The sequence below is a fragment of the Ruegeria sp. BG9 genome (assembly GCF_056538305.1).
On the sequence record NZ_JBQFSY010000009.1, the window covers coordinates 84,556 to 107,313 of the forward strand.

A 22,758-nucleotide genomic window follows, 5' to 3' on the forward strand; every position below is an offset into this window, starting at 1 on the left:
CTTTCAGCGTTTGGGTTGAGTGATCCAAGCATCTGGGGGCGTCAAGAACCGAAATCACGCCGGGCGTGCATTTCCTTGGGGCAGTGGGTCTGTCAGATATCCTCGCCCGGCGGCTCTAGCGCGCCGCCCGGTTCCAGCAAGGCCCGCTCGGACAGCCATGGGTTCAGGTCAAGGGCCGCAGTCAGGGCAGAACGGGCCTCATCCAATCTCCGCAGACCCAGCAACGTTAGGGCCCGGCCACTCATGGCCGCGATGTGATTTGGGGATAGCTCCAGCGCCCGATCCAGATCAACCAAAGCTGAAGGGAAGTCTTGCCGCAGGAAATTGACGAAGGCACGTTGGTTGTACCCTTCGGCATATTCCGGGCAGTAGACCACCAGTTCATCTAGCTCTTGCAAAGCGCCCAGAAGATCCGATGCCTCGCGCCGCGCCATGCCACGATCCAATAGCGTCTGAGCGCGCAGGTCGGGCGCATCGGTCCACAGCTCCCACATCTGGTTGGAAATCCCGCGCGCCTCGGACTGCGACTCGGCCTGTTGAATTTGTGCAATCAGCGCGCCCATTCCTTCCGAATGGTCCGGTGCAGACGGGCAGGATTGCGCCAAAGCGGGAGTTGTAAGCCAAAGGGCAAAGACAGGTGCTATGAACGTGCGGATCATAGACCAAGTGTGACGCACAATCCGCTTTGGTCAAGTTTCGCGGTCGATGCCACCCAGCAAACCGGTTTCTTTCACCGCTTCCATCGCAACAAAGGTCGAGGTATTGGCGACATGCGGCAGAGACGAGATCTTCTCGGCCAGCACCGCCCGGTACTCTGACATCGAACCGGTGCGCACCTTCAGCAGATAGTCGAAATTCGACGCGATCATATGGGCCTGCTCGATCTCGGCGATCTTGCGGACAGCCGCATTGAACTCGGCCAGCGCTTTCTCACGCGTGTCGGTCATGCGCACCTCGACAAAGGCCACATGATCCAGCCCCAGCCGGATCGGATCAAGCATCGCCCGATAGCCGGTGATCACCCCATCCGCCTCAAGCCGCTTTAGCCGCGCCTGTGTCGGTGACTTTGACAAGCCGATCCGCCGCGCCAGATCCGCGACCGAGATGCGCCCGTCTTCCGCCAACACCTGCAAAATCGCGCGGTCAAAGCGGTCTAGCTCCGGGAAGTCATTTCGCATCGTTTTGCCGTCCAAATTCAGTCGTTCTGCCTTTAGTATTACCGAATTTGATCCATTGTCCCGCAAAAAAGCATCTATACTGGCAAAAACGCCCGGAGGATACATGTCACATAGCCTGCGTACCGCCATCGACTCTCAGACCTATGCCGATCAACCGACCGTTTTGCAGGCGTTGATCGATCACGCTGCGCTGAGCGACGCCGACCGCGCGGCGATCTGTGCGGCAGCGGCCCAGTTGGTGCGCGATATCCGGTCCAGCACCTCTCCCGGCATGATGGAGGTTTTTCTGGCTGAATACGGCCTGTCCACCGACGAAGGTGTGGCGCTTATGTGCCTGGCCGAGGCGCTGCTGCGGGTGCCGGATGCTGACACGATCGATGCGCTGATCGAAGACAAGATCGCGCCCTCGGATTGGGGCAAACATTTGGGGCAGTCCTCATCCTCGCTGGTCAACGCCTCGACCTGGGCATTGATGCTGACCGGCAAGGTGCTGGACGAAGGCAAGTCCTCACCCGTCAGTGCCCTGCGCGGGGCAATCAAGCGGTTGGGTGAGCCGGTCATCCGTACCGCTGTTGGACGCGCGATGAAGGAAATGGGGCGTCAGTTCGTTCTGGGCGAGACCATTCAATCGGCCATGGAGCGCGCCAGCGGGATGGAGGCAAAGGGCTACACCTACTCCTACGATATGCTGGGCGAAGCGGCCCGGACCGAGGCCGACGCCGCCCGCTATCACCTTTCTTATTCGCGCGCCATCGCCGCGATTGCCGAGGCATGTACTCATGACGACATCCGCGCCAATCCCGGCATCTCGGTCAAGCTGTCTGCCCTGCATCCGCGCTATGAACTGGCGCAAGAAGCGCGGGTCATGGATGAGCTTGTCCCCCGGCTGCGCGCGCTGGCCCTGCTGGCCAAGGCTGCCGGTATGGGCCTGAATGTGGATGCCGAGGAGGCCGACCGGCTGTCCCTGTCCCTGCAGGTGATCGAGGAGGTCATGGCCGAGCCCGCCTTGGCCGGTTGGGATGGGTTCGGCATCGTCGTGCAGGCTTACGGCCCGCGCGCCGGGCTGGTTCTGGATACGCTCTACGACATGGCCCAGCGCCATGATCGCAAGCTGATGGTGCGGCTGGTCAAAGGCGCCTATTGGGATACCGAGATAAAACGCGCGCAGGTCGAAGGGGTCGATGGCTTCCCCGTTTTCACCCACAAGGCCGCGACCGATGTCTCGTATATCGCCAATGCCCGCAAGCTGCTGGGTATGACCGACCGGATCTATCCGCAATTTGCCACGCACAACGCTCATACCGTCAGTGCGATCCTGCATATGGCCGAGGGGCAGCCGTTCGAGTTCCAGCGCCTGCACGGGATGGGCGAGACGCTGCACGGGCTGGTTCTGGACAAACACAAAACCCGCTGCCGTATCTACGCGCCGGTCGGAGCGCATCGCGATTTGCTGGCCTATCTGGTCCGGCGTCTGCTGGAGAACGGCGCGAACTCATCCTTCGTGAACCAGATTGTGGATGAGGCCGTGCCACCGGAAGACGTCGCCACTGATCCATTCACTGCGGTCGAGACGCCACCGTCACCCCTGCCGACCGGGCCAGAGCTGTTTTTGCCCGAGCGCCCCAATTCCAAGGGCTTTGATCTGCATCACACACCGACGCTGGACCAGATCGACGCAGCGCGGGATCGGTTCAAGACAACCGAGTGGCGTGCCGGGCCACTCTTGTCCGAGGACGCGAAACCCATGGCTGAAGAGCCGGTGATTAACCCGGCCAAACCACTAGATAAGCCCGGCACAGTTGCACCGACCAGTACTGCGGATGTGGAGCTTGCACTGGCTTCGGCCAGCCCGTGGCAATCTCCGGCAGAGCAACGCGCCAAAGCTCTGAACGCAGCCGCCGATCTGTATGAGGCTCATTTCGGAGAACTTTTCGCCCTGTTAGCACGCGAGGCGGGGAAATCCCTGCCCGATGCCGTTGCCGAGCTGCGCGAAGCCGTGGATTTCCTGCGCTACTACGCAGCGAACATACCCGATGCCAAACCGGCCGGGATTTTCACCTGTATCAGCCCATGGAACTTCCCTCTGGCGATTTTCACCGGGCAGATTTCGGCGGCTCTGGCAACCGGCAACGCTGTCCTCGCCAAACCCGCACCGCAGACGCCTCTGATCGCGCATCGCGCGGTGCAGCTGTTGCACGAGGCCGGAGTTCCCCGCGATGTACTACAATTGCTGCCCGGCGGACCGGAGGTCGGGGCCGCGCTGACCTCGGACGCGCGCGTCTCGGGTGTGGCGTTCACCGGATCAACGGCGACGGCGTTGAAAATCCGCTCGGCCATGGCGCAGAACATGCGGCCCGGTACACCGCTCATCGCTGAGACAGGCGGATTGAACGCGATGATCGTGGACAGCACGGCGCTGCCGGAACAGGCGGTGCAATCCATCATCGAAAGCGCGTTTCAATCAGCTGGTCAGCGCTGTTCGGCCCTGCGCTGCCTCTATCTGCAAGAGGATATCGCCGAGGATGTTCTGACCATGCTCAAAGGCGCGATGGACGCGCTGCAGGTCGGTGATCCGTGGCTGATCTCAACTGATTGCGGGCCGGTCATTGACGGGGCCGCGCGTCAGGGAATCGCGGACCATGTCGCGAAAGCCCGCTCAGAAGGGCGCGTTCTGAAAGAACTTAACACGCCGCCCGAGGGTATATTCATTGCCCCCACCCTGATCGAAATCGGCAGCATCTCGGACCTTGAGCGTGAGATATTCGGCCCGGTTCTGCATGTCGCCCGGTTCAAAGCGCAAGAGATTGACGCGGTGATCGCCGACATCAACGCCACTGGCTATGGGCTGACCTTCGGCCTGCATACCCGCATCGACGACCGGGTTCAGCATGCGACCGAGGCGATCCACGCGGGCAATGTCTATGTGAACCGCAACCAGATCGGCGCCATCGTGGGATCTCAGCCTTTCGGAGGCGAGGGGCTTTCGGGCACTGGTCCCAAAGCGGGTGGGCCGAACTACATGGCCCGGTTCTGCGCTCCCGATCGTCAGAGCACCTCAGAGACATGGCAGGCAACTGCGGAATTGCCCGCGCCGAAAGGGCAACCGGCCCCTGTTCGAACCCAAACCCTGCCCGGACCAACAGGGGAATCAAACCGGCTGTCTGAATTTGCACGGCCTCCGCTGTTGTGTCTCGGCCCCGGCGAGACCGCTGCGTGCGCTCAGGCAGATGCGGTTCTGGCTTTGGGTGGGACGGCGATTGAGGCAACGGGCATGCTCGACCTGCATCGTCTGGAAAACCTAACCGGCTTCGCGGGCGTTGTCTGGTGGGGCGACGAGGAAACTGCCCGTCAGATCGAACATCATCTGGCGCGGCGCGACGGGCCGATCCTGCCCATGATCCCCGGCTTGCCGGATCGCACGCGGGTGCTGGCGGAACGCCACGTCTGCGTTGACACGACGGCAGCGGGTGGCAATGCGGCGCTGTTGGGTGGTGCGGCATAACCTGACCTTGACGCTGGGCGCGGAAAAGCCCAGCGTCGCGCCATGTTCCCGATCCGAGATCACAACCCCTCGGGGCGCACGCCCTATGTTGTCTACGCCCTGATGGCGGCGAATATCCTGATCTTCGTCAGCTATGTAGGGATCATGGATAACGCACGGGTGCTGCAGCAGTTCTATTTCGACTACGCGATCATTCCCGCCCGTAGCGCCGAAGGGGTCGCACTCGAGACCTTCGTGACCTCGATGTTCCTGCATGGCGGCTGGATGCATCTGGCGGGCAACATGCTGTTTCTGTGGATTTTCGGGGATAATCTGGAAGACGAAATGGGTCACCTGCCCTTTTTGTTGTTCTACCTTGTCGCCGGGATCGGAGCCGGACTGATCCATGTGATCACCGCACCCGACTCGGTAGTGCCCACAATCGGAGCCTCCGGGGCGATTGCTGGCGTGATGGGCGGGTATCTACTGCTTTTTCCCAAAGCCCGAGTGGATATTCTGCTGATACTGATCGTCTATTTCCGAGTCTTTACCATCCCGGCCTTCGTGATGCTCGGGGTTTGGTTGGCCCTGCAGTTTTTCGGCAGTCTTTCCAGCAACCCCGACGAAGGCGGCGTTGCCTATTGGGCTCATACCGGTGGGTTCGTCGTGGGGCTGATCCTGTGTATCCCGCTCTGGCTGAAACGCGGAGGACCAGCCTACTGGCACCGCACGCACGGCCACCCGCCTCACCCCGAGACGAAATACAAGCTGTCGCAATCCCGCATCCCGCGCGTGCCGCGTAGGTAAAGGCGTTTAAAGCGTTTTGCGTTTTATCTGAGGCAAAGTGGTCGAAATGCGCGTTCGATCGAAGGGAGAGGCAGCGTTTTTCGATTCAAATCAAACGCAAAGCGATCTAGCCCCGGATGACCTTGGCAAAGCTGTCAAAGATCGGCTCGTTGGCGCAGATGACCTCGCCATCTTCCAGAATGCTGCCTTCGGGGTTCAAGGGTTGAACCAGACCACCGGCCTCTTTCACGATGATGATCCCGGCGGCCAAGTCCCACGCGTTCAGGCGACGTTCCCAGAACCCCTCGTAACGGCCTGCGGCCACATAAGCCATGTCGAGCGCCGCAGCGCCCCAGCGGCGCACGCCAGCACATGTGGGCATCAGGCGCGCCAGATCTTGCAGCGTGGCAGGCAAATCCGAGCGACCACCGAAAGGCAAACCTGTCGAGAAAACAGACTCGATCATGCGGTGACGGCCCGAGACGCGGATGCGCATATCGTTCATCCAGGCGCCCTCGCCTTTTTCGGCAAAGAACATCTCGTCCTTGGCGGCGTCGTAGATCACTCCGGCGACGATCTTGCCTTTGTGTTCCAGCGCGATCGAGATCGCCCAGTGCGGCAACCCGTGCAGGAAATTGGTGGTGCCATCCAGCGGATCGACGATCCAACGGCGGGTTGGATCCTCGCCGTCAATCGCACCGCCCTCTTCGGCCAGCCAGCCATAGGTCGGACGCGCGCCCAGCAGTTCCTCTTTCAGGATGGCTTCGGCAGCGATATCGGCCTTGGACACGAAATCACCCGCGCCCTTCATCGACACCTGCAGGTTCTCGACTTCACGAAAATCCTTGACCAGAGACCGCCCCGCCTTGCGCGCGGCTTTGATCATGATGTTGAGATTTGCACTGCCAACCATTGTGAAAAGGCTCCTGTTCGGTCAAACCGCGCGTATACTGATGCAATGCGCCCTTGCCAAGAGGAATGATGCGCATAGCAGACCTTAGCGAAACGCCTCTACTGCGCCTGCAACTTCCGCGCCTCGTCCCGCGCCAGTTTGACCAACTCCTGCACGAAGGGCTTTTCCAGATCTTCAGAGCGGACAGCGGCATATAGCCGACGGGTGATCCCTTCTTTAGTCAGCGGGCGGGTGACGTAATCCGAGTTGTATTTGACCTCCCGCACAACCCAATCCGGCAGGACAGAAATCCCCCGATTTGAGGCGACAAGCAGCAGGATCACGGCTGTCAGTTCAACCTGTCGGATGCTGGCTGGTTCAACCCGCGCCGGGATCAACAACTGGCTGAACACGTCCAATCGCGTGCGCTCGACCGGATAGGTGATCAGGGTCTGACCGCGAAAATCCTCGGCCTCGATGAAGTCTTTCTCGGCCAGAGGATGGGAAGATGCAGCGACGAACACCGGGTTATAGTCGAACAACTCCACGAACTCGACACCCGGCAGGTCTTCGGGGTCAGAGGATACCACCAGGTCGACCTCCTCCTTCTGCAAGGCGGGCAGCGCGTCGAACGCGAGGCCAGGGCGGATATCTACGTCGACATCACCCCAGGATTTGCGGAAGGACTCCAGCACTGGAAATAGCCATTCGAAACAGGCGTGGCATTCAATCGCAATATGCATCCGACCCGTGCGACCATCGCGCAGGGAAGAGAACTCATGCTGCGCGGCCTCGACCTGAGGCAGAATCTGCTCGGCCAGCCGCAACAGACGCAGCCCCGCCGCAGACAGCTTCATCGGCTTGGACCGACGCAGGAACAATTCGACCCCGGCCTGATCCTCCAACCCTTTGATCTGGTGGCTCAGCGCCGATTGGGTGATGTTCAGCTGATCGGCCGCACGCGCAAGGCCGCCACAGTCATGGATCGCCTTGATGGTGCGCAGGTGCCGGAATTCGATGTGCATTTGAAGGAAAGCTCATGTTGTTCTTGAGGAATATGAGTTTGTCTCACAATGCGTGTCATGCGACAAGACCCTCAGTTGATCCTGAGAGGCTGCGATGACCAAACCTGAAATCTCATTCGAGTTTTTTCCACCCAAAACGCTGGAGGCCTCATTCCGGCTATGGGATACGGTGCAGACGCTGGCCCCTCTGGAGCCCCGGTTCGTTTCGGTTACCTACGGCGCGGGAGGCACGACGCGAGAGTTGACGCGCGATGCCGTGGCGACTTTGCACAAGTCATCGGGACTGCCGGTTGCAGCGCATTTGACCTGCGTCGATGCCTCGCGTCAGGAAACGTTAGAGATTGCAGACACCTTCGCCCGCGCCGGTGTAGAGAACATCGTCGCATTGCGGGGCGATCCGCCGAAGGGTCAGGACAGGTTTGTTCCTCACCCCGAAGGTTTTGCCAACTCTGTTGAATTGATTGAGGCCCTCGCAGAAACAGAGATGTTCAGCATTCGAGTTGGCGCCTATCCCGACATTCACCCTGAAGCACGGGATACGCGGGCCGATATCGACTGGCTCAAGGCCAAGCTGGACGCGGGCGCCGATGAGGCATTGACGCAGTTTTTCTTCGAGGCCGAGACCTTCTTCCGGTTCCGCGATGCCTGCGAAAAAGCCGGGATCGACAAGCCGATCGTGCCGGGCATACTGCCGATCGAAAACTGGAAAGGCGCGCGCGCATTTGCCCAGCGCTGCGGCACACGGATACCCGATTGGGTCGATCATGCCTTTGAAAAAGCCCAGCGTGATGATCGCGAGGATCTGCTGGCTACGGCCCTTTGCACCGAGCTGTGTTCGGACCTGCTGGAGGGTGGTGTGGACAAGCTGCACTTCTACACCCTGAACCGGCCCGAGCTGACCCGCGACGTGTGCTTCGCCCTTGGGATCACGCCGAAGGCTGAACTGCAGAACGTCGCCTAACCCCTTTCGACAAAGACGAAATGCCCGCGCCATCCGAAAGCGCGGGCATTTTGCTTGCCGCTGGAACAATGTCAGCACGGCCAGATCATTGTCCCCCGCAACTCGTTCAATCTTGAGAAGAATTTGACAAAATCGTGACCGTACTCAAACTGGTCTCGTGTACGTTAATGAGTGTTTTTGAGTATGAAACCTGTCGATAAGATCGCAGCGCGAAACAGCGCGCTGGCGGACCTAGGGTTGTCGCCCTCTGCCAGTTCCGACGAAATCCGCGAAGCTTGGCGCAATATTGCCTTCCGGGCGCATCCCGACCATATGCCGGGGGATTGCGAAGACTTCTCGCGCGCCAAGACTGCCTATGATTTTCTACGCAAACAGGGGTTGGGCGCAAAAGGCGCATCGGGCCCGCAAATGCCTAAGCGGCCGCGCCTCAAAAAGCGTGTGATCGAGTTGCCGCCAGAGGACATCTCCGCCTGCAAATCCATACTGAACCCGACACAAGCACTGCCGCATATGGCAAATTCGCCATCAACTCGGAACGCCGATGTCGAACCGGCTGCATCAGACCATGTGCCCGATGCCGTCGGATGCTATGGCCGCCACTTGACCTTTTTCGTAGCAACTCCGGTAACCGAAGGGGCGAACCGCATCGCACTTCCGACCTCGGTGCTAAGCAACAGACGGCATGTCGAGACTGAGATCCTGAGCTTCAAGTCCAACAACACCGGACCGGGCGAGGTGGTGATTCCTGACACCATTTGCGAACGCAAGTTTCCGGGGGCAAAAAGTGTTCGTATCCGGTTCGAAGCCAATCAGGACATGATCGACGAATTCTGGCTGGCTGGATAGTCAGCCAGAAAAAAGCCCGGCTCAGTGGGGGGAGCCGGGCTTGTTTTTCTTCACAACATTGTCTGCGCGATCAGTTGGTGACAGGACCTTCCGAGGTGAATTTCGGGATCACGCTGGTCGATGCGTCTGCGCTTTCGATACCGGGCCAGTTGCCTTCGGCCAGGTTGATGTTGCCCGGGATGTCCTCTTCGAAGAAGCCTACAACAACGTCGGTTATGTTCAGGTACAGCTTGTCATCAACGATGCGCCACAGGTTCGGGTTTGCCGGAACCTTGCCGCCTTTTGAGACGCCATAGGCGCAATGCCCGTCATACTGAGGCGCGTAGTAGGCCGGGTTCTCAAGAAACTTATCGCGGTTCTCCTCCGATGCAAAAGCCCAAGTTGCGCCGTTGTATTCCGCCGTGATGTCGGCATTGCCGCGTACACCTTCTGGCTGCGACGTCCCCACCGGTGCCTGATCAAGGCCGCGATAGGCTACAACATCATAGCCAGAGACCGCAAATCCGGTTCCGTCGACATATTGGGGGCCTGCAAAAGCCGGAATTGCCAGAGCCATGGCCGCAGCAAAAGACAGGGCAAAACGTTTCATGTGGTCATTCCTTTTTCGTGTATCGGGGGTGCCGTTTGGCTGACACGACAAACAATAAGCGATTCTGAGGCGCTTCGTAGGGCCGCTCGCGCCGGTGTGACCATCAACGAGATTTCGTGAGAGAATTATTACAGTTTCCTGCGTCAAGCGGGGTTGGACTCGGGGAATTGCAACATTAGCTGTTAGCGCATCGGCTTTGCAGCCCTGCGATTGGCAAGAAAGGCATCAGATGAGCGATCAATCCACTTACACTCCCCCCAAAGTCTGGACCTGGGATAGCGAAAGCGGCGGACGCTTCGCCAATATCAACCGCCCCATCGCCGGAGCAACCCATGACAAGGACTTGCCCATTGGCCGCCACCCCATACAGCTCTATTCGCTGGCAACGCCCAATGGCGTCAAAGTGACAGTCATGCTTGAAGAGCTTTTGGCTCAGGGTCACGAAGAAGCCGAATACAACGCGTGGCTGATCAACATCGGTGAAGGGGATCAGTTCAGCTCGGGCTTTGTCGAGGCGAACCCGAACTCGAAAATCCCGGCGCTCTGGGATCGGTCAGGTGATGCTCCGGTGCGCGTGTTCGAAAGCGCCTCAATCCTGTTCCATCTGGCCGAAAAGTTCGGAGCGTTCTTGCCCGAGTCAGGCCCGAAGCGGACCGAGGTGATGAACTGGGTGTTCTGGCAGATGGGTAGCGCGCCGTATCTGGGCGGCGGATTCGGCCATTTCTACGCTTACGCGCCTGAGAAATGGGAATATCCGATCAACCGCTTTGCCATGGAAGCCAAGCGCCAGCTGGACGTGTTGGACCGTCAACTGGCCGGAAACACCTATATCGCAGGCGAGGATTACTCGATTGCGGATATGGCGATTTGGCCCTGGTATGGGCAGCTGGTTCTTGGGCGTCTCTATGATGCTGCCGAGTTCCTGGATGTGGAATCCTATGAAAACGTCATGCGTTGGGCCAAAGCGATTGACGCGCGCCCGGCCGTAAAGCGGGGCCGCATGGTCAACCGCGCGTTTGGCGAGCCGCACACACAGCTTCATGAACGTCATGAGGCCAGCGACTTCGAAACCCGTACGCAGGACAAATTGGAAGCAGCGGCAGACTAGTTCTCTTCGAGTTTCGTTAGAGACTCTCCAAGACATTTAGCGCGGTGCAAAAGTGTGCACCGCGCTTATTATTTCAGGATCGGCGGGTTCTCGGGATCGCTGCCGGGCACAGGCCGGGTCAGGTCACGGACTTCGGGTTGCGGCAGGTCGAACCGCAAACCAACCTTCGCCAGAGACGCGGCAGCGGGGGCTTCGGGTGCAAAAAAACCGACATCCATCGCTCCGGCTTCGATCCCCGAAAAGGTCAGAGCCTCGGACGCAGCCTTGGCCAGCGCTGATTGCGCCCCGTCCACGGCCCCGACAAAGCCCAGCAAGTGGCCCGAAGCACCGGATTCGGATTTGGTGCCGACCAGATAGGCCGACTGCGCCAGACCGACTGCAGTCGACAGCTTTGTATCCAACGCGCGTAACAGGGTTTCCGGTAGGCCGGTCGGAGGCAAAAACTCGGCCAGTTTCTCTTCGACCTCATCAGGCGCATGTTCCAGCGTTGTCGCCAGCCAACCCAGCGCCTCGGACGGGATCAGCATCGAGGATGGAGCGACCTCGAGGTTCAGACCCAGACCGATCCCCTGCCCCGCCAGCATCGAAGACAGGATACGCCCCGAAAGCGCCGCGTATGGAACCGGACTTCCGGCGAATTGCGCCAACCGATCCTCGCGATCAAAGGCCAGTACGAAACGGCCATCGGCCACGTCGAACAGCTCAGGCGAGATATTCTCGCCCTGCGCCTCTTCGGTCAGCATCAAGAACAGCTCACTATCAGCCAGCCGCTCAAAAAACCGCAGCCGGGCGGCATCGTCCTGCGGAGCGGCGTCCATCGCGGTATGCGCTGTGTCCAGCGCCGTTGCTTCAGTCATTCAGAACCTCTTGCACCCGTGCCTGCAAGGCCGGCAGCAGGTCGGTCTCGAACCACGGGTTTTTCTTGATCCATGCCGTATTGCGCCAGGACGGATGAGGCAAGGCAAAGATGTGCGGCGCGTGGTCTCGCCAATTGCGGACCGTCTCGGTGACCGAACTGTGCACCCCAAGATGGTACTTATGTGCGTGCCCCCCGACCAACACTGTCAGAGGGACCGGCCCAAGCGCCTCAACGACCCGTTCATGCCAGGTTTTGCGGCACAAGGCAGGGGGCGGCAGATCCGCTTTTCGCTCGTCATATCCGGGAAAGCAGAAGGCCATAGGCACGATGGACAAACGATCTCGGTTGTAAAACACCCCCTCGTCGATCCCCAACCAATCCCGCAAGCGATCCCCCGACGGGTCTGTAAAAGGCCGCCCCGACTCATGTACCCGTGCGCCCGGAGCCTGCCCCGCAACCAGGATCGGAGTGCCAGCGCGGAACCAGACGACAGGACGCGGCGCGTGCTGCGTCGCGGTTTGCGCGAACGCATCCGCACACAGCCGACAGGCCGAGATTTCCTTTTGCAGATCACTCATAGCCGCTGTCTTGCCCCGAAATCGTGAGAATCAAAGGATGATAGCCACCCTCGAAGTTGCCGCCAAAACATCTTTTCGTGTTGATGTTTGCCACGATGTGATCTGCACTTTGTGAAGATGCATTGAACATTTGTTTCATAATTCGACATAATGTAGCCAACATGAAACGATAAACCTCGCATCCAAACGCTCACCAAAAAGAGCGATCAAACCAAAGGATTGAGCAGCAGGCCAAGCATGCTTGAATTCGAGAATGTCAGTAAATCCTTCTGGACGGGGACAAGCCGCAAGGTGATCCTCGACCGGGCTTCGTTCCGTGTCGAACTCGGAACCTCGCTGGGTGTGCTTGCGCCGAACGGGACGGGAAAAACCACTCTGATCAATATGATGGCGGGTTTGGAAAAGCCCGATGAAGGGGTCATCCGGCGTGAGTGCAAAGTGTCTTTCCCGATGGGGTTTACCGGTGGTGTCTCCTCGAAGATGTCTGCATTGGAGAACGCACGCTATATCGCCAAAATCTACGGTATGGACCCCGACTATGTCGAAGCCTACTGCAGCTGGCTGTGCGGTCTCGGCGAGTATTTCAACCAGCCTTTGGCCACCTATTCGTCGGGCATGAAAGCCAGATTCACCTTTGCGCTGATGCTGGCACTGGACTTCGACATGTACCTGATTGATGAGGGCATGCCCGCGTCCACGGATGTGGAATTCAACCATAAGGCCGGCGCAATCTTGCAGGAAAGGCTGCGCACGACAACGCTGGTCATCGTATCGCACAGCCCCGCAACGCTGGAAAAATTCGTGAAACAGGCGGCCGTTTTGGTCGACGGCCAGCTGCACATGTTTGAAACCTTGGAAGAGGCAAAGCAGTTATATGACTACGAAACCCAAGGTTAGAAAATACAACTGGCGCCACAAGGCGCAATCAGGCACCTCGCCCGAGGCCCGCTCGGACGCCATGGCGCGCATCCGCAGCGCAACGCAGGCCTCGTCAGGCGAAACGCAGCCCGGGACCGAGCTGGACGATATCAAGCGCGAAGGCCTTACCGGTCGGCAATTGCGTATTGCCCGGCGTCTGGCCAGCAAACACGGACTGGCGGCGACTTCCGACTATGACGCGGTACGCCTGCTACGCAAGAAGGGTATTGATCCATTCCGGCGCAGCAATTTGCTGGAACTGGCCTCGGCAAATGCTTCGGCGAAAACGGAGAGTGACGAAACGGCAGCCGTCCAGTTGCCACAACCGGTGAGCGAGGCCCCTCAGACTCTGCCAGGACCTGAGATGAGCCCGGCCGAGCGGCGCGACCGTGAAATCGGTCAGATCCAGAAGGACATCGCCCTCCGCCGAAAAAAGAAACTGGCGGCGCTGTTTGCACGGCTTGCCGTGTTCGTCTTTCTGCCCACGTTCGTTGTCGGCTATTATTTCTATCGGATTGCGACACCGATGTATGCCAGCGACTCGGCCTATTCGATCCTTCAGGCCGACGGCGGTGGTGGAGCGATTGGCGGCCTGCTGAGCGGGACTCAATTTGCAACCGCGCAGGATTCTGTTTCCACTCAAGAATTTTTGGAATCCAAGGACGCTCTGGAACGTCTGGAAAAGGATATCGGCTTTTCTGAAAACTTCAAACAGGATTGGATCGACCCGATCCAGAGACTACCAGAAAACGCTAGCTTGGAAGACACCTACAAGCTTTACAGACGCATGGTGACCATCGGCTATGACCCAAGCGACGGGATTGTGCGAATGGAAGTTGCCGCACCCGAGCCCGAAACTGCCGTCGAACTGTCCCAACTCCTGATCTCTTACGCGGAAGAGCGGATCAACAGCCTGTCTGGCCTCAAGCGCGAGGATCAGATGCGCGATGCGCGGGAAGGGTTTGAGGCCGCTCAGGATGAAAGACGACGGGCGCAAGAAGCGCTGATCGAGTTGCAGTTGCAGGGTGCTTTGCTGGACCCAGAAAACGTCATCGCCGGTCTTCGCGGTCGGATCAATGAGATCGAGGTCGCCATTCAGGATAAAGAGCTGGAACTGGCCGCCCTGCAAGACAACCGCCGACCAAACCAGGCCAAGGTCGACGGGGTCAGTGCCGATATCGCCCGCCTGGAAGTTGTCCTAGCCGAGTTGAACGCCGAGATGCTGGACGCGTCCGCAGGCGAAAACTCGCTGGCGCGGCTGAGCGTCCGAATCCAGATGGCGCAGGCTGATCTGGCAGCGCGTGACATGATGCTGCAAACGGCGATGCAACAAATGGAAACCACGCGGTCCGAGGCGAACCGCAAAGTGCGGTACCTAACAGTTTCGGTGAACCCGGTGGAGGCGCAGGATCCGACCTATCCAAGGAAGTTCGAAAATACGATTTTGGCTTTCCTGTTGTTTGCTGGTATCTACCTGATGATCTCGCTTACCGCGTCGGTCCTTCGTGAACAGGTATCCTCGTAAGACACATGAAACATGTAAAAATCTCCGACCTGACGGTCGGCAATGACCTTCCTCTGACCATCATTGCCGGCCCCTGCCAGCTTGAGACGGCAGACCATGCCCAAATGATTGCGGGCGCCATGAAAGAAGCCTGCGACGCGGCCGGGGCGCAGTATGTTTTCAAGGCGTCGTATGACAAGGCGAACCGAACCTCTTTGTCCGGCAAGCGCGGCATGGGGATTGATGCGGGGCTGAAGGTTCTGGATGACATCCGCAGCACCATGGGCATTCCGGTGCTGACCGATGTCCACACCGAAGCCCAATGCGCCATCGCGGCTGAGGCCGTCGATATTCTGCAGATCCCAGCTTTTCTGTGTCGCCAGACCGATATGCTTTTGGCGGCGGGCGCAACGGGTAAGGCTGTGAACGTCAAGAAAGGTCAGTTTCTCGCCCCCTGGGAAATGGGCAACATCGTCGACAAGATCGAAAGCACCGGGAACCAGAATATCCTCCTGACGGAACGTGGAACCTCGTTCGGGTACAATACTCTGGTGGCCGATATGCGGGGCCTGCCGCAAATGGCGAAGACGGGCTATCCGGTCGTGATGGACGCGACCCATTCGGTGCAACAGCCCGGTGGCAAAGGTGGCTCCTCGGGTGGGCAGCGCGAATTTGCGCCGGTGATGGCGCGCGCCGCCGTATCGCTGGGGATCGGAGCGGTGTTCATCGAAACGCATCAGGACCCCGACACAGCACCGTCTGATGGCCCCAACATGATCCCTTTGGATCAGATGCCCCATCTTGTTGACACATTGATGCGTTTTGATGCGCTGGCCAAGGCGAACCCGATTCAGATTTAACGATTGAGACCAGTTATGACCAAACCCATTCCCGAGGTGACCCCAAACACCTGGAGCTTTCTGCGCGACCCGATGATCAAACCCACCGGGTTCCGCGAATATGATGCACGCTGGAAGTACCCTGATGAGATCAACCTGCCGGGCATGACCGCCCTTGGTCTTGGGATCGGTACTCAGATGCACAAACGCGGCATCGCGCCGGTCATTGCGGTTGGCAATGACTACCGCGACTATTCTCTGGCCATCAAAAACGCGTTGATCCTCGGCCTGATGCAGGCGGGTGTTCAGGTGAAGGACATCGGCCCTGCCCTCAGCCCAATGGCCTATTTCGCGCAATTCCATCTGGATGTTCCGGCGGTGGCGATGGTCACCGCCAGCCATAACCCAAACGGCTGGACCGGGGTCAAAATGGGTTTCGACCGACCGCTGACCCACGGCCCGGATGAGATGTCCGAGCTGCGCGACATTGTGCTGAATGGCGAGACAGTGGCGCGTGAGGGCGGCTCGTATGAATTCGTCGATGGCGTTAAAGAGGCCTATATCGACGATCTGGTCGGTGATTTCAAAATGTCCCGCCCGCTTAAGGTGGTTTGCGCCACGGGTAATGGCACTGCCTCGGCATTTGCACCCGAGATTTTTGAGCGGATCGGTGTTGAGGTTGTGCCCAGCCACAACGAACTCGACTACACGTTCCCGAACTACAACCCGAACCCCGAAGCCATGGAGATGTTGCATGACATGGCGGATGCGGTGAAATCCAGCGGTGCCGATCTGGCCTTGGGATTTGACGGCGACGGCGACCGCTGCGGTGTGGTCGATGACGAGGGCGAAGAGATCTTCGCCGACAAAGTCGGTGTCATCATGGCCCGCGATCTGGCCAAGCTGCATCCCGGCGCGACCTTCGTGGCCGACGTGAAATCGACTGGCCTGTTCGCCAGCGACCCGGAACTTCAGGCCCTTGGCGTCAAGGCGGACTATTGGAAAACCGGCCACAGTCATATGAAACGTCGGGTCAAAGAGATCGGAGCCCTCGCAGGGTTCGAGAAATCCGGCCACTACTTCCTCGCCGAGCCTGTTGGGCGCGGATATGACTGCGGGATGCGCGTTGCGGTGGAAATCTGCAAATTGATGGACCGCAACCCGGGTCAGAGCATGTCCGACCTGCGCAAGGCCCTGCCCAAGACGTGGTCCACCCCGACAATGTCGCCCTACGCGGCGGATACCGAGAAATACGATATCCTGCAGCGCCTCGTGGACAAGCTGGTCGCCAAAGCCGACGCAGGCGATAGCTTCGCGGGCCGCGCCATCAAAGAGGTCGTCACCGTCAACGGCGCGCGCGTCATTTTGGACAATGGCAGCTGGGGCCTAGTGCGAGCCTCGTCAAACACCCCAAATCTGGTGGTCGTCTGCGAAAGCAGCGAAAGCGAAGCAGAGATGCGGGCGATCTTTGCCGACATCGATGCCGTCATCCGGACAGAACCCGGCGTCGGCGACTACGACCAAACGATCTAAAAGAAAAGGGGCGCCGATGCGCGCCCCGATCAATCCCCTCCGAACAACTTGAGCAAGCCTTTCTTGGCTTCTTCCTCTAGCTTGTCCTTCAGCACGTCCTCGATTTGATCAGTGTCTGTGATGGTCGAGTCCAGCTCTGATCCGACCTTTTCTAGAACCTTGGTTTTGGCGTCGTTCTCCAGATCTTTCAGCTTTCCTTCTGCCGCTGCCTCAATGACCTTTGTTAGGTCCGGGCGGATCGAAGGGTCGCTCCACGGGCCGACAATACGCACAGGCACAGCGATCCCTTCGCCTGAATTGGCGCGCAATGCGACCGGCGTGAACAGATAGTCGATGTCGCGCGCGCCGATCCCGACGCGCCCCGCGCCATCAGCCCTGAAATTATCCAGCGACATGAGCAGGTCGTTGTTCGTCAGATTGCCGCCATCCATGGTGAAACTGGCCGTCAGGCTGTTGAACACTGTGGTTCCTCCGGACCCTTCGCCGCGCCCCATCAGCCGGTTCAGGTCGAAGCCGGAGATCACGCCTTTCCCGACCGCAATATCGCCCTTCCCGGACAGCGAACGCATGATCGCGTCCTCGGTCTGTCCCACGCCCAGAAACTCCAGCGAGGCCGAGGCCGTACCTGTCAGCCTTTCAACTCCTCCGAGCGTCGACAGCGCCTGCTGCACATCAATCCCTTCAGCTTTGAAATTTCCGCCGACGGACAGGCCGTTGCGATTATTGGCCACCACCTGTCCGTTCAATTGTCCGGAAAACAGGGTCGCGGGTTGCATTTTCAAAACCGCACGCGACCGGTCTAGATTGAGCGTCAGGTCGCTTTGCCCTAGCGTCATGTCCGGCACGGCGATGGAGGACGCGGTGAGTCGAATCGAGCCATTCGCCAAACCCAGCGCCGACGCGTCGATGGGTGTCGTCGACCACCCGTCGCTTGAAGAGGCACCTCCACCGCCGGAGCCTGTTTCGACGGTGTCTGCAAAGGTCGAAAAATCCAGATCCCCGGCCCGCAAACGGGCTGTGATCTGCGGAGGGTCTGCAATCACGATATCGGCCTCGCCATCAAACCGGTTGTGATCCAACACGGCGGTCATGTCTCGCAAAGAGATGCGACCGTCCCGCGTGTAGGTCATCTGCCCCGCTACATCTGCAACACGCCCCAGACCATTGGGCACCGCCACCCCCGCCTGCCCGAACGCGGCCAGCATGTCGTCTGTATTGCTGGTCTTGACCTCGGTCTTGCCGTCCATCTCTCCTTCGATGGTGGCGCGCCCGTTGAACGCTATACGCCCGCCCGGTGCTGTCATCGAAAGCTCTAACGGTGCCGCAGCGCCCGAGGCAAATGCCGGCAGGTCAGGCAGTTTCAAATTCACCTGAACAGTGCCACCGGGCACGGCCATATTGGCCTCCATGATCATCGGGGCCGAGACATCCGGCCATTGCGCCGAGAGGTTGACGTGCCGGAAATTCCACTTGGTCGCGCCGTTTTCGATAAAGATCAGGCGCGCGTTGCTCAGTTCAAGTCGGTCGAGTGTGATCGGTTGCGTCGACTGAGGCGCGGGCGCTGTTCCTCCGCCGGTACTGGGTGCGGAGGTTGGTGTGGTCAGTTCCCAATTGCCCCGGCCTTTGGCGTATTCCAGCCGCAGAACCGGGCTGTCGGCAAAGACCCGTTTGATCCGGATCTCTCCAGCCCACAGCGCCGCCGCATCCACACCGAAAGACAGGCTTTCGGCGCTCAGCATCGGCTCAGACCCCGCCCAATCGGCATTGCCGAAGGTGACCGGCCCGGTTTCAAGGCCCAGAACCGGCCAGAATGAGATCGAGACATCGCCCGAGAAGGTCAGGTCACGCCCCGTTTCCGCCTTGACCTGTTCGGCCAGAAGCGCGCCCAGTTTGTCGCCGGGCATCAACAAAAGCGCGCCCACAACAAGGCCCACAACGGCCACCAAGATGAACAGGATACGTATCAGCCATTTCATCGAACTGCTCTCCGCCTTTTTTGGGCTTGTGTTTGAGGTATCATTCAAAGCCACGGTCGCATTTGCAAGGGGAACCAATCCAAACTATATGCGGCCGCATGAGTAGCAATCCGCCAAACCTCCGCCCCGATCTTGCCCCGTCTGCCCGGATCACCGATACGCCGCGTTCAGGCCAGCCGACCATTGGTATGGTCTCATTGGGCTGCCCCAAAGCGCTGGTAGACAGCGAGCGCATCCTGACCCGGTTGCGCGCCGAAGGGTACGGCATTTCGCCCGATTATTCCGGGGCCGATGCCGTGATTGTGAACACCTGCGGATTTCTGGACAGCGCCAAGGCCGAATCTCTGGACGCCATCGGCGAGGCTCTGGTCGAAAACGGCAAGGTCATCGTGACCGGCTGTTTGGGGGCCGAGCCAGACTATATCCGGGAACACCACCCGCGTATCATGGCGGTCACCGGCCCGCATCAATACGAGCAGGTTTTGGACGCGGTACATGTGGCGGTGCCGCCTGATCCGGACCCATTCGTTGACCTGTTGCCTGCTAGTTCTGTGCAGCTGACTCCGCGGCACTACAGCTATCTCAAGATCTCTGAGGGCTGTAACCACAAGTGTAAATTCTGCATCATCCCCGACATGCGCGGCAAGCTCGCCAGCCGTCCGGCCCATGCCGTGCTGCGCGAGGCCGAAAAGCTTGTCGACAATGGTGTGCGTGAGTTGCTGGTGATCAGTCAGGATACCTCGGCCTATGGGTTGGACCGGAAATACGACGTGAACCCGTGGAAGGACCGCGAGGTGCGCAGCCATATCACCGATCTGGCGCGCGAATTGGGGCAGCTCGATGCCTGGATTCGGCTACACTATGTCTACCCCTACCCGCATGTGCGCGAGTTGATCCCGCTGATGGCAGATGCGGGCTGCAACGTGCTGCCCTATCTGGATATCCCCTTTCAGCATGCGCACCCGGATGTGCTGAAGCGCATGGCCCGTCCGGCCGCAGCCGCCAAAACACTCGATGAGATCAAAGCCTGGCGCGAGATCTGCCCGGACATCACTCTGCGCTCGACCTTCATTGTTGGCTATCCAGGCGAGACCGAGGCCGAATTCCAGACCCTGCTCGATTGGATGGACGAGGCGCAATTGGATCGTGTTGGTTGTTTTCAGTACGAAAACGTTGATGGCGCGCGCTCGAACGATCTGCCCGATCATGTGGCACCTGAGGTCAAGCAGGACCGATGGGACCGTTTCATGGAGAAAGCGCAGGCGATCTCTGAAGCCAAACTGGAAGCCAAGGTCGGTCAGACCCTCCAGGTCATCGTGGATGAGGTCGATGACGAGGCCGCCACCTGCCGAACCAAGGCCGACGCGCCCGAGATTGACGGCAACCTTTTCATTGATGAGGGGTTCGAAACCCTCAAACCCGGAGACCTCGTTACGGTCGAGGTCGATGAAGCGGGTGAGTATGACTTGTGGGGCAAACGGGTTTGAACACCCCTAACCCTATGACCTGACAACTACAAATAAGTTGGGGCAAGCGTGAGCCGAGTTTATTGGCGCTTGCCCGCCAAAGCCGCGATGCTGAACTCGACACGGGTTGGAGGGTTTCATGTTTCGGTTTCCGAAGATTTCATCGCATTTCAAATTGCTGGCGGTGGCGGCCATGATGCTGGCGCCTCCGGTGGCGGCGCAGCACGCGCATAGCGGCGCGGTCACGATCTTGTCAGTCGGTGGCAACAAGCTGGTGATTTACACGCGCAGCAAACACTTTGTTCACCGGCATCACGCGGCTCCGGTCCTCAAACACAAGGTCAAACTGGGCAAGCGTGTCCTGCATCCGCGTCGTAAACTGGTTCTCAAGCATCACAGGCCGCGGCATCTGAAACACAGATCATTTGGTCTGCGCCACAGGATACATCGCAAGTTTCGCTGAGCGCTCCACAGCGTTTCAAGCGTAGCTTAAGGCGGTCTAGATCAGGCCGATCAGCGCTACGGCCCAGGCAATCCCAGCGGCAATCGCTGTCAATGCAACAGCTGCGCTCGCAGCATCTTTGGCCTGTCCCGCCAGCGGATGATGGTCGGTCGAGGTATAGTCGACCGCCCGCTCGATGGCCGTGTTGAACAGCTCGGCCACGAGCACGAGGACGCCCATGACAAGGATCAACGCACGCTCGGCCCCGCTGATCGGCAGCCACACAGCAAGCACCGCCGAGATCAGGTTGGCATAGCCCCAGACGCGAAAAGAATACTCATCCCGCCAGGTGGCGACCAATCCTTGCCAGCTCCATTTGGTGCGGTCCTTGAGGCGGGAAAAGAAATTGAGCATGGGTCCTCGGGCGATTGCTTTCGTGCCGTTTTGAACGGTTGGCGCCTGCGGTGCAATGGGCAAGAAAAAACCGCCCCAAGGGCGGCATCCACTTCGTTTGATGTGCAGACGGCCCGCATAGGGGCCGCCTGCAAAACCTCTATTGTATCGGGTCACAGACAGTCTGACCTGCTTCGGTTGTTGCCAGCTGATACCCGCCCGGGCAGCTTGGAGTGCCAGCTTTATCATAGCTCGGCTGAACGTATACTGGGGTCGGTTCTTCCTGCTGCGCACAAGCAGTCAGGATCAGAGCAAACGCACCAACGGCGGCAAACTTCAGTTTCATGTCCATCATTCCTTTATTACTTTGCTGATATTGCCCAATTTTCGGGGCCACAACCAGAATACGGGCTGACAAGCAATCTGGCAACAGAATCAATCACAAAACCGTGAAACGCAGCGATTCCATGCCAGCATGACCGGCAATTTGCGACTTACTCGCCAAGACAGGCTACCTTTTTCGAAACATAACCCTAGACTTTTTTCAGACATCAGCCAAAGGACGGAGTAGCCAAATGTCTCAATCCCCGATCATCGCCCAAGACTCGCCCATTCCCGTCGAGGTCGAAGAAGGGAAAAGCTATTTCTGGTGCTCCTGCGGCCAGTCTAAGCGGCAACCTTTCTGCGATGGCTCCCACAAAGGCAGCACGTTCGAGCCAGTCAAATACACCGCTGAGGCCAGCAAAAAGGTGTTCTTCTGTGGGTGTAAACATACGTCCAAGCAACCCCTGTGCGACGGGTCGCATTCCAAGCTCTGAAAGGCATTTCAGGTCCTGAGACTTCAAGCCTGTTCTGTTTGCGCGGCCTTGAGCGCGGCAAATTTCGCCCGATTCGGACAGGTCTGCGGTGCGTCTGTGCCCGCGGCCTGCCGATCCATCCATTCGGGGCAATCCTGCGCAGATGAGCACCCCCGGCAGAACTGGATCATCTCGGCCCATTCCTCTTGGCTAAGCTTGCCGGACCGATGCGCATGAACAAGGTCTGCGCCGGTTGTCTGCCCCATGCGCAGGACCAGACGGAAGTGGGTCATGATGTTTCCCAGATGCGGCATCCTACCAACCCGCGCTAGGGCATCAGTTTATGCAGCAAGTCTTTGTTGCGGCAGTATTCAGGGGTCCGGCTTAGAGACGATGCTTGAGCCAGCAGCGTTTGGCAATTGTCGGGATTGGGGCAATCGGTGCAGCGCAGTACCGCCTCCGAAAGCTGGTCCATGGACACATCGCCCCGGATGGTGGCTTCCTCCAGATCGACATCCAGCATGTTTGCCATGTCGTCCACCAAACCGGCATGCAATCGCAGTGATTTCAGGCTGGGCATGTTGCGT

24 protein-coding genes are annotated in these 22,758 nt (G+C 59.1%); 12 read left to right on the plus strand and 12 right to left on the minus strand.

Annotated elements, in window-relative coordinates; genetic code table 11:
* Nucleotides 1–92: 92 nt before the first annotated feature.
* Nucleotides 93–659, minus strand: coding sequence for a tetratricopeptide repeat protein (locus ACR0I8_RS16280; RefSeq protein ID WP_170689287.1), 567 nt, complete (start codon nt 657–659; stop codon nt 93–95).
* 30 nt (nt 660–689) lie between these two features.
* Complete coding sequence (locus ACR0I8_RS16285) at nt 690–1,178, minus strand: winged helix-turn-helix transcriptional regulator (RefSeq protein WP_170689286.1); 489 nt, start codon at nt 1,176–1,178, stop codon at nt 690–692.
* Nucleotides 1,179–1,281: 103 nt separating this feature from the next.
* On the opposite strand from ACR0I8_RS16285, the gene putA reads away from it, so the two are divergent.
* Complete coding sequence (gene putA, locus ACR0I8_RS16290) at nt 1,282–4,680, plus strand: bifunctional proline dehydrogenase/L-glutamate gamma-semialdehyde dehydrogenase PutA (RefSeq protein WP_170689285.1); 3,399 nt, start codon at nt 1,282–1,284, stop codon at nt 4,678–4,680.
* Between the two features lie 42 nt (nt 4,681–4,722).
* On the plus strand, nt 4,723–5,466 hold the full coding sequence (locus tag ACR0I8_RS16295) for a rhomboid family intramembrane serine protease (protein ID WP_170689284.1): 744 nt from the start codon (nt 4,723–4,725) through the stop codon (nt 5,464–5,466).
* Between the two features lie 106 nt (nt 5,467–5,572).
* On the opposite strand, the gene ACR0I8_RS16300 is transcribed toward ACR0I8_RS16295, so the two are convergent.
* Nucleotides 5,573–6,358 (minus strand): inositol monophosphatase family protein, encoded by a 786-nt coding sequence (locus ACR0I8_RS16300; RefSeq protein ID WP_170480356.1) that lies wholly within the window; start codon nt 6,356–6,358, stop codon nt 5,573–5,575.
* Nucleotides 6,359–6,456: 98 nt separating this feature from the next.
* Complete coding sequence (locus ACR0I8_RS16305; RefSeq protein ID WP_170468211.1) at nt 6,457–7,362, minus strand: LysR family transcriptional regulator; 906 nt, start codon at nt 7,360–7,362, stop codon at nt 6,457–6,459.
* Nucleotides 7,363–7,456: 94 nt separating this feature from the next.
* Here ACR0I8_RS16305 and metF point away from each other — a divergent pair, with 94 nt between their 5' ends.
* Complete coding sequence (gene metF / locus ACR0I8_RS16310; protein WP_170689283.1) at nt 7,457–8,323, plus strand: methylenetetrahydrofolate reductase [NAD(P)H]; 867 nt, start codon at nt 7,457–7,459, stop codon at nt 8,321–8,323.
* A 183-nt stretch (nt 8,324–8,506) separates the two neighbouring features.
* Nucleotides 8,507–9,169 carry a J domain-containing protein gene (locus tag ACR0I8_RS16315; protein ID WP_170468215.1) on the plus strand — a complete coding sequence of 221 codons (663 nt, stop codon included), beginning with the start codon at nt 8,507–8,509 and terminating at the stop codon, nt 9,167–9,169.
* A 70-nt stretch (nt 9,170–9,239) separates the two neighbouring features.
* Here the strand turns inward: ACR0I8_RS16315 and ACR0I8_RS16320 are convergent, their stop codons facing one another.
* On the minus strand, nt 9,240–9,758 hold the full coding sequence (locus ACR0I8_RS16320) for a YHS domain-containing (seleno)protein (protein ID WP_170374769.1): 519 nt from the start codon (nt 9,756–9,758) through the stop codon (nt 9,240–9,242).
* Between the two features lie 229 nt (nt 9,759–9,987).
* Here ACR0I8_RS16320 and yghU point away from each other — a divergent pair, with 229 nt between their 5' ends.
* A complete protein-coding gene (gene yghU, locus ACR0I8_RS16325; protein WP_170689282.1) occupies nt 9,988–10,866 on the plus strand; it encodes a glutathione-dependent disulfide-bond oxidoreductase in 879 nt (292 codons plus the stop codon).
* 68 nt (nt 10,867–10,934) lie between these two features.
* On the opposite strand, the gene ACR0I8_RS16330 is transcribed toward yghU, so the two are convergent.
* Nucleotides 10,935–11,723, minus strand: a complete 789-nt coding sequence (locus ACR0I8_RS16330) for an SseB family protein (protein ID WP_170689281.1) — start codon at nt 11,721–11,723, stop codon at nt 10,935–10,937.
* Entirely contained in the window at nt 11,716–12,303 is a 588-nt protein-coding gene (locus tag ACR0I8_RS16335; protein WP_170689280.1) for a uracil-DNA glycosylase family protein, read from the minus strand. The genes ACR0I8_RS16330 and ACR0I8_RS16335 overlap by 8 nt, the downstream gene beginning before the upstream one ends.
* A gap of 237 nt (nt 12,304–12,540) precedes the next feature.
* Between ACR0I8_RS16335 and ACR0I8_RS16340 the strand changes: the two genes are divergently transcribed.
* From ACR0I8_RS16340 to ACR0I8_RS16355, 4 genes are read left to right on the plus strand one after another with little or no spacing between them, the layout of a single operon-like run.
* Nucleotides 12,541–13,200, plus strand: coding sequence for an ATP-binding cassette domain-containing protein (locus tag ACR0I8_RS16340; protein WP_170689279.1), 660 nt, complete (start codon nt 12,541–12,543; stop codon nt 13,198–13,200).
* A complete protein-coding gene (locus ACR0I8_RS16345; RefSeq protein WP_170689278.1) occupies nt 13,178–14,746 on the plus strand; it encodes a capsule biosynthesis protein in 1,569 nt (522 codons plus the stop codon). Before ACR0I8_RS16340 ends, ACR0I8_RS16345 begins: the two co-directional genes overlap by 23 nt.
* Nucleotides 14,747–14,751: 5 nt before the next feature.
* On the plus strand, nt 14,752–15,585 hold the full coding sequence (gene kdsA, locus ACR0I8_RS16350; protein WP_170689277.1) for a 3-deoxy-8-phosphooctulonate synthase: 834 nt from the start codon (nt 14,752–14,754) through the stop codon (nt 15,583–15,585).
* A 15-nt stretch (nt 15,586–15,600) separates the two neighbouring features.
* Nucleotides 15,601–17,097 (plus strand): phosphomannomutase/phosphoglucomutase, encoded by a 1,497-nt coding sequence (locus ACR0I8_RS16355; protein WP_170689276.1) that lies wholly within the window; start codon nt 15,601–15,603, stop codon nt 17,095–17,097.
* Nucleotides 17,098–17,126: 29 nt separating this feature from the next.
* On the opposite strand, the gene ACR0I8_RS16360 is transcribed toward ACR0I8_RS16355, so the two are convergent.
* Nucleotides 17,127–19,073, minus strand: a complete 1,947-nt coding sequence (locus ACR0I8_RS16360) for an AsmA family protein (RefSeq protein ID WP_170689275.1) — start codon at nt 19,071–19,073, stop codon at nt 17,127–17,129.
* Between the two features lie 98 nt (nt 19,074–19,171).
* Between ACR0I8_RS16360 and rimO the strand changes: the two genes are divergently transcribed.
* Complete coding sequence (gene rimO, locus ACR0I8_RS16365) at nt 19,172–20,560, plus strand: 30S ribosomal protein S12 methylthiotransferase RimO (protein WP_170689274.1); 1,389 nt, start codon at nt 19,172–19,174, stop codon at nt 20,558–20,560.
* A gap of 118 nt (nt 20,561–20,678) precedes the next feature.
* Nucleotides 20,679–21,002 carry a hypothetical protein gene (locus ACR0I8_RS16370; RefSeq protein WP_170680414.1) on the plus strand — a complete coding sequence of 108 codons (324 nt, stop codon included), beginning with the start codon at nt 20,679–20,681 and terminating at the stop codon, nt 21,000–21,002.
* 36 nt (nt 21,003–21,038) lie between these two features.
* On the opposite strand, the gene ACR0I8_RS16375 is transcribed toward ACR0I8_RS16370, so the two are convergent.
* Both ACR0I8_RS16375 and ACR0I8_RS16380 read right to left on the minus strand, forming a co-directional pair.
* Nucleotides 21,039–21,395 carry a diacylglycerol kinase gene (locus tag ACR0I8_RS16375; RefSeq protein ID WP_170689273.1) on the minus strand — a complete coding sequence of 119 codons (357 nt, stop codon included), beginning with the start codon at nt 21,393–21,395 and terminating at the stop codon, nt 21,039–21,041.
* Nucleotides 21,396–21,534: 139 nt separating this feature from the next.
* Nucleotides 21,535–21,720, minus strand: a complete 186-nt coding sequence (locus tag ACR0I8_RS16380; RefSeq protein ID WP_425085163.1) for a hypothetical protein — start codon at nt 21,718–21,720, stop codon at nt 21,535–21,537.
* 229 nt (nt 21,721–21,949) lie between these two features.
* On the opposite strand from ACR0I8_RS16380, the gene ACR0I8_RS16385 reads away from it, so the two are divergent.
* A complete protein-coding gene (locus ACR0I8_RS16385; protein ID WP_170689272.1) occupies nt 21,950–22,192 on the plus strand; it encodes a CDGSH iron-sulfur domain-containing protein in 243 nt (80 codons plus the stop codon).
* A 23-nt stretch (nt 22,193–22,215) separates the two neighbouring features.
* Here ACR0I8_RS16385 and ACR0I8_RS16390 read toward each other — a convergent pair whose 3' ends face one another.
* Together ACR0I8_RS16390 and ACR0I8_RS16395 are read right to left on the minus strand one after the other, a co-directional pair.
* Nucleotides 22,216–22,485 carry a DUF6455 family protein gene (locus ACR0I8_RS16390; protein WP_170468240.1) on the minus strand — a complete coding sequence of 90 codons (270 nt, stop codon included), beginning with the start codon at nt 22,483–22,485 and terminating at the stop codon, nt 22,216–22,218.
* 14 nt (nt 22,486–22,499) lie between these two features.
* Complete coding sequence (locus tag ACR0I8_RS16395; protein WP_170492215.1) at nt 22,500–22,751, minus strand: DUF6455 family protein; 252 nt, start codon at nt 22,749–22,751, stop codon at nt 22,500–22,502.
* Between the last annotated feature and the right edge of the window lie 7 nt (nt 22,752–22,758).

What these genes read in the sequence shown, in the direction of transcription:
- ACR0I8_RS16360 (WP_170689275.1), bottom strand. Translation starts at nt 19,073, where the DNA reads ATGAAATGGCTGATACGTATCCTGTTCATCTTGGTGGCCGTTGTGGGC.
- ACR0I8_RS16355 (WP_170689276.1), top strand. Translation starts at nt 15,601, where the DNA reads ATGACCAAACCCATTCCCGAGGTGACCCCAAACACCTGGAGCTTTCTG.
- putA (WP_170689285.1), top strand. Translation starts at nt 1,282, where the DNA reads ATGTCACATAGCCTGCGTACCGCCATCGACTCTCAGACCTATGCCGAT.
- ACR0I8_RS16300 (WP_170480356.1), bottom strand. Translation starts at nt 6,358, where the DNA reads ATGGTTGGCAGTGCAAATCTCAACATCATGATCAAAGCCGCGCGCAAG.
- rimO (WP_170689274.1), top strand. Translation starts at nt 19,172, where the DNA reads ATGAGTAGCAATCCGCCAAACCTCCGCCCCGATCTTGCCCCGTCTGCC.
- metF (WP_170689283.1), top strand. Translation starts at nt 7,457, where the DNA reads ATGACCAAACCTGAAATCTCATTCGAGTTTTTTCCACCCAAAACGCTG.
- ACR0I8_RS16295 (WP_170689284.1), top strand. Translation starts at nt 4,723, where the DNA reads ATGTTCCCGATCCGAGATCACAACCCCTCGGGGCGCACGCCCTATGTT.
- ACR0I8_RS16315 (WP_170468215.1), top strand. Translation starts at nt 8,507, where the DNA reads ATGAAACCTGTCGATAAGATCGCAGCGCGAAACAGCGCGCTGGCGGAC.
- ACR0I8_RS16305 (WP_170468211.1), bottom strand. Translation starts at nt 7,362, where the DNA reads ATGCACATCGAATTCCGGCACCTGCGCACCATCAAGGCGATCCATGAC.
- ACR0I8_RS16335 (WP_170689280.1), bottom strand. Translation starts at nt 12,303, where the DNA reads ATGAGTGATCTGCAAAAGGAAATCTCGGCCTGTCGGCTGTGTGCGGAT.
- ACR0I8_RS16330 (WP_170689281.1), bottom strand. Translation starts at nt 11,723, where the DNA reads ATGACTGAAGCAACGGCGCTGGACACAGCGCATACCGCGATGGACGCC.
- ACR0I8_RS16395 (WP_170492215.1), bottom strand. Translation starts at nt 22,751, where the DNA reads ATGCCCAGCCTGAAATCACTGCGATTGCATGCCGGTTTGGTGGACGAC.
- ACR0I8_RS16385 (WP_170689272.1), top strand. Translation starts at nt 21,950, where the DNA reads ATGTCTCAATCCCCGATCATCGCCCAAGACTCGCCCATTCCCGTCGAG.
- ACR0I8_RS16370 (WP_170680414.1), top strand. Translation starts at nt 20,679, where the DNA reads ATGTTTCGGTTTCCGAAGATTTCATCGCATTTCAAATTGCTGGCGGTG.
- ACR0I8_RS16390 (WP_170468240.1), bottom strand. Translation starts at nt 22,485, where the DNA reads ATGCCGCATCTGGGAAACATCATGACCCACTTCCGTCTGGTCCTGCGC.
- ACR0I8_RS16340 (WP_170689279.1), top strand. Translation starts at nt 12,541, where the DNA reads ATGCTTGAATTCGAGAATGTCAGTAAATCCTTCTGGACGGGGACAAGC.
- kdsA (WP_170689277.1), top strand. Translation starts at nt 14,752, where the DNA reads ATGAAACATGTAAAAATCTCCGACCTGACGGTCGGCAATGACCTTCCT.
- ACR0I8_RS16380 (WP_425085163.1), bottom strand. Translation starts at nt 21,720, where the DNA reads ATGAAACTGAAGTTTGCCGCCGTTGGTGCGTTTGCTCTGATCCTGACT.
- yghU (WP_170689282.1), top strand. Translation starts at nt 9,988, where the DNA reads ATGAGCGATCAATCCACTTACACTCCCCCCAAAGTCTGGACCTGGGAT.
- ACR0I8_RS16375 (WP_170689273.1), bottom strand. Translation starts at nt 21,395, where the DNA reads ATGCTCAATTTCTTTTCCCGCCTCAAGGACCGCACCAAATGGAGCTGG.
- ACR0I8_RS16320 (WP_170374769.1), bottom strand. Translation starts at nt 9,758, where the DNA reads ATGAAACGTTTTGCCCTGTCTTTTGCTGCGGCCATGGCTCTGGCAATT.
- ACR0I8_RS16285 (WP_170689286.1), bottom strand. Translation starts at nt 1,178, where the DNA reads ATGCGAAATGACTTCCCGGAGCTAGACCGCTTTGACCGCGCGATTTTG.
- ACR0I8_RS16280 (WP_170689287.1), bottom strand. Translation starts at nt 659, where the DNA reads ATGATCCGCACGTTCATAGCACCTGTCTTTGCCCTTTGGCTTACAACT.
- ACR0I8_RS16345 (WP_170689278.1), top strand. Translation starts at nt 13,178, where the DNA reads ATGACTACGAAACCCAAGGTTAGAAAATACAACTGGCGCCACAAGGCG.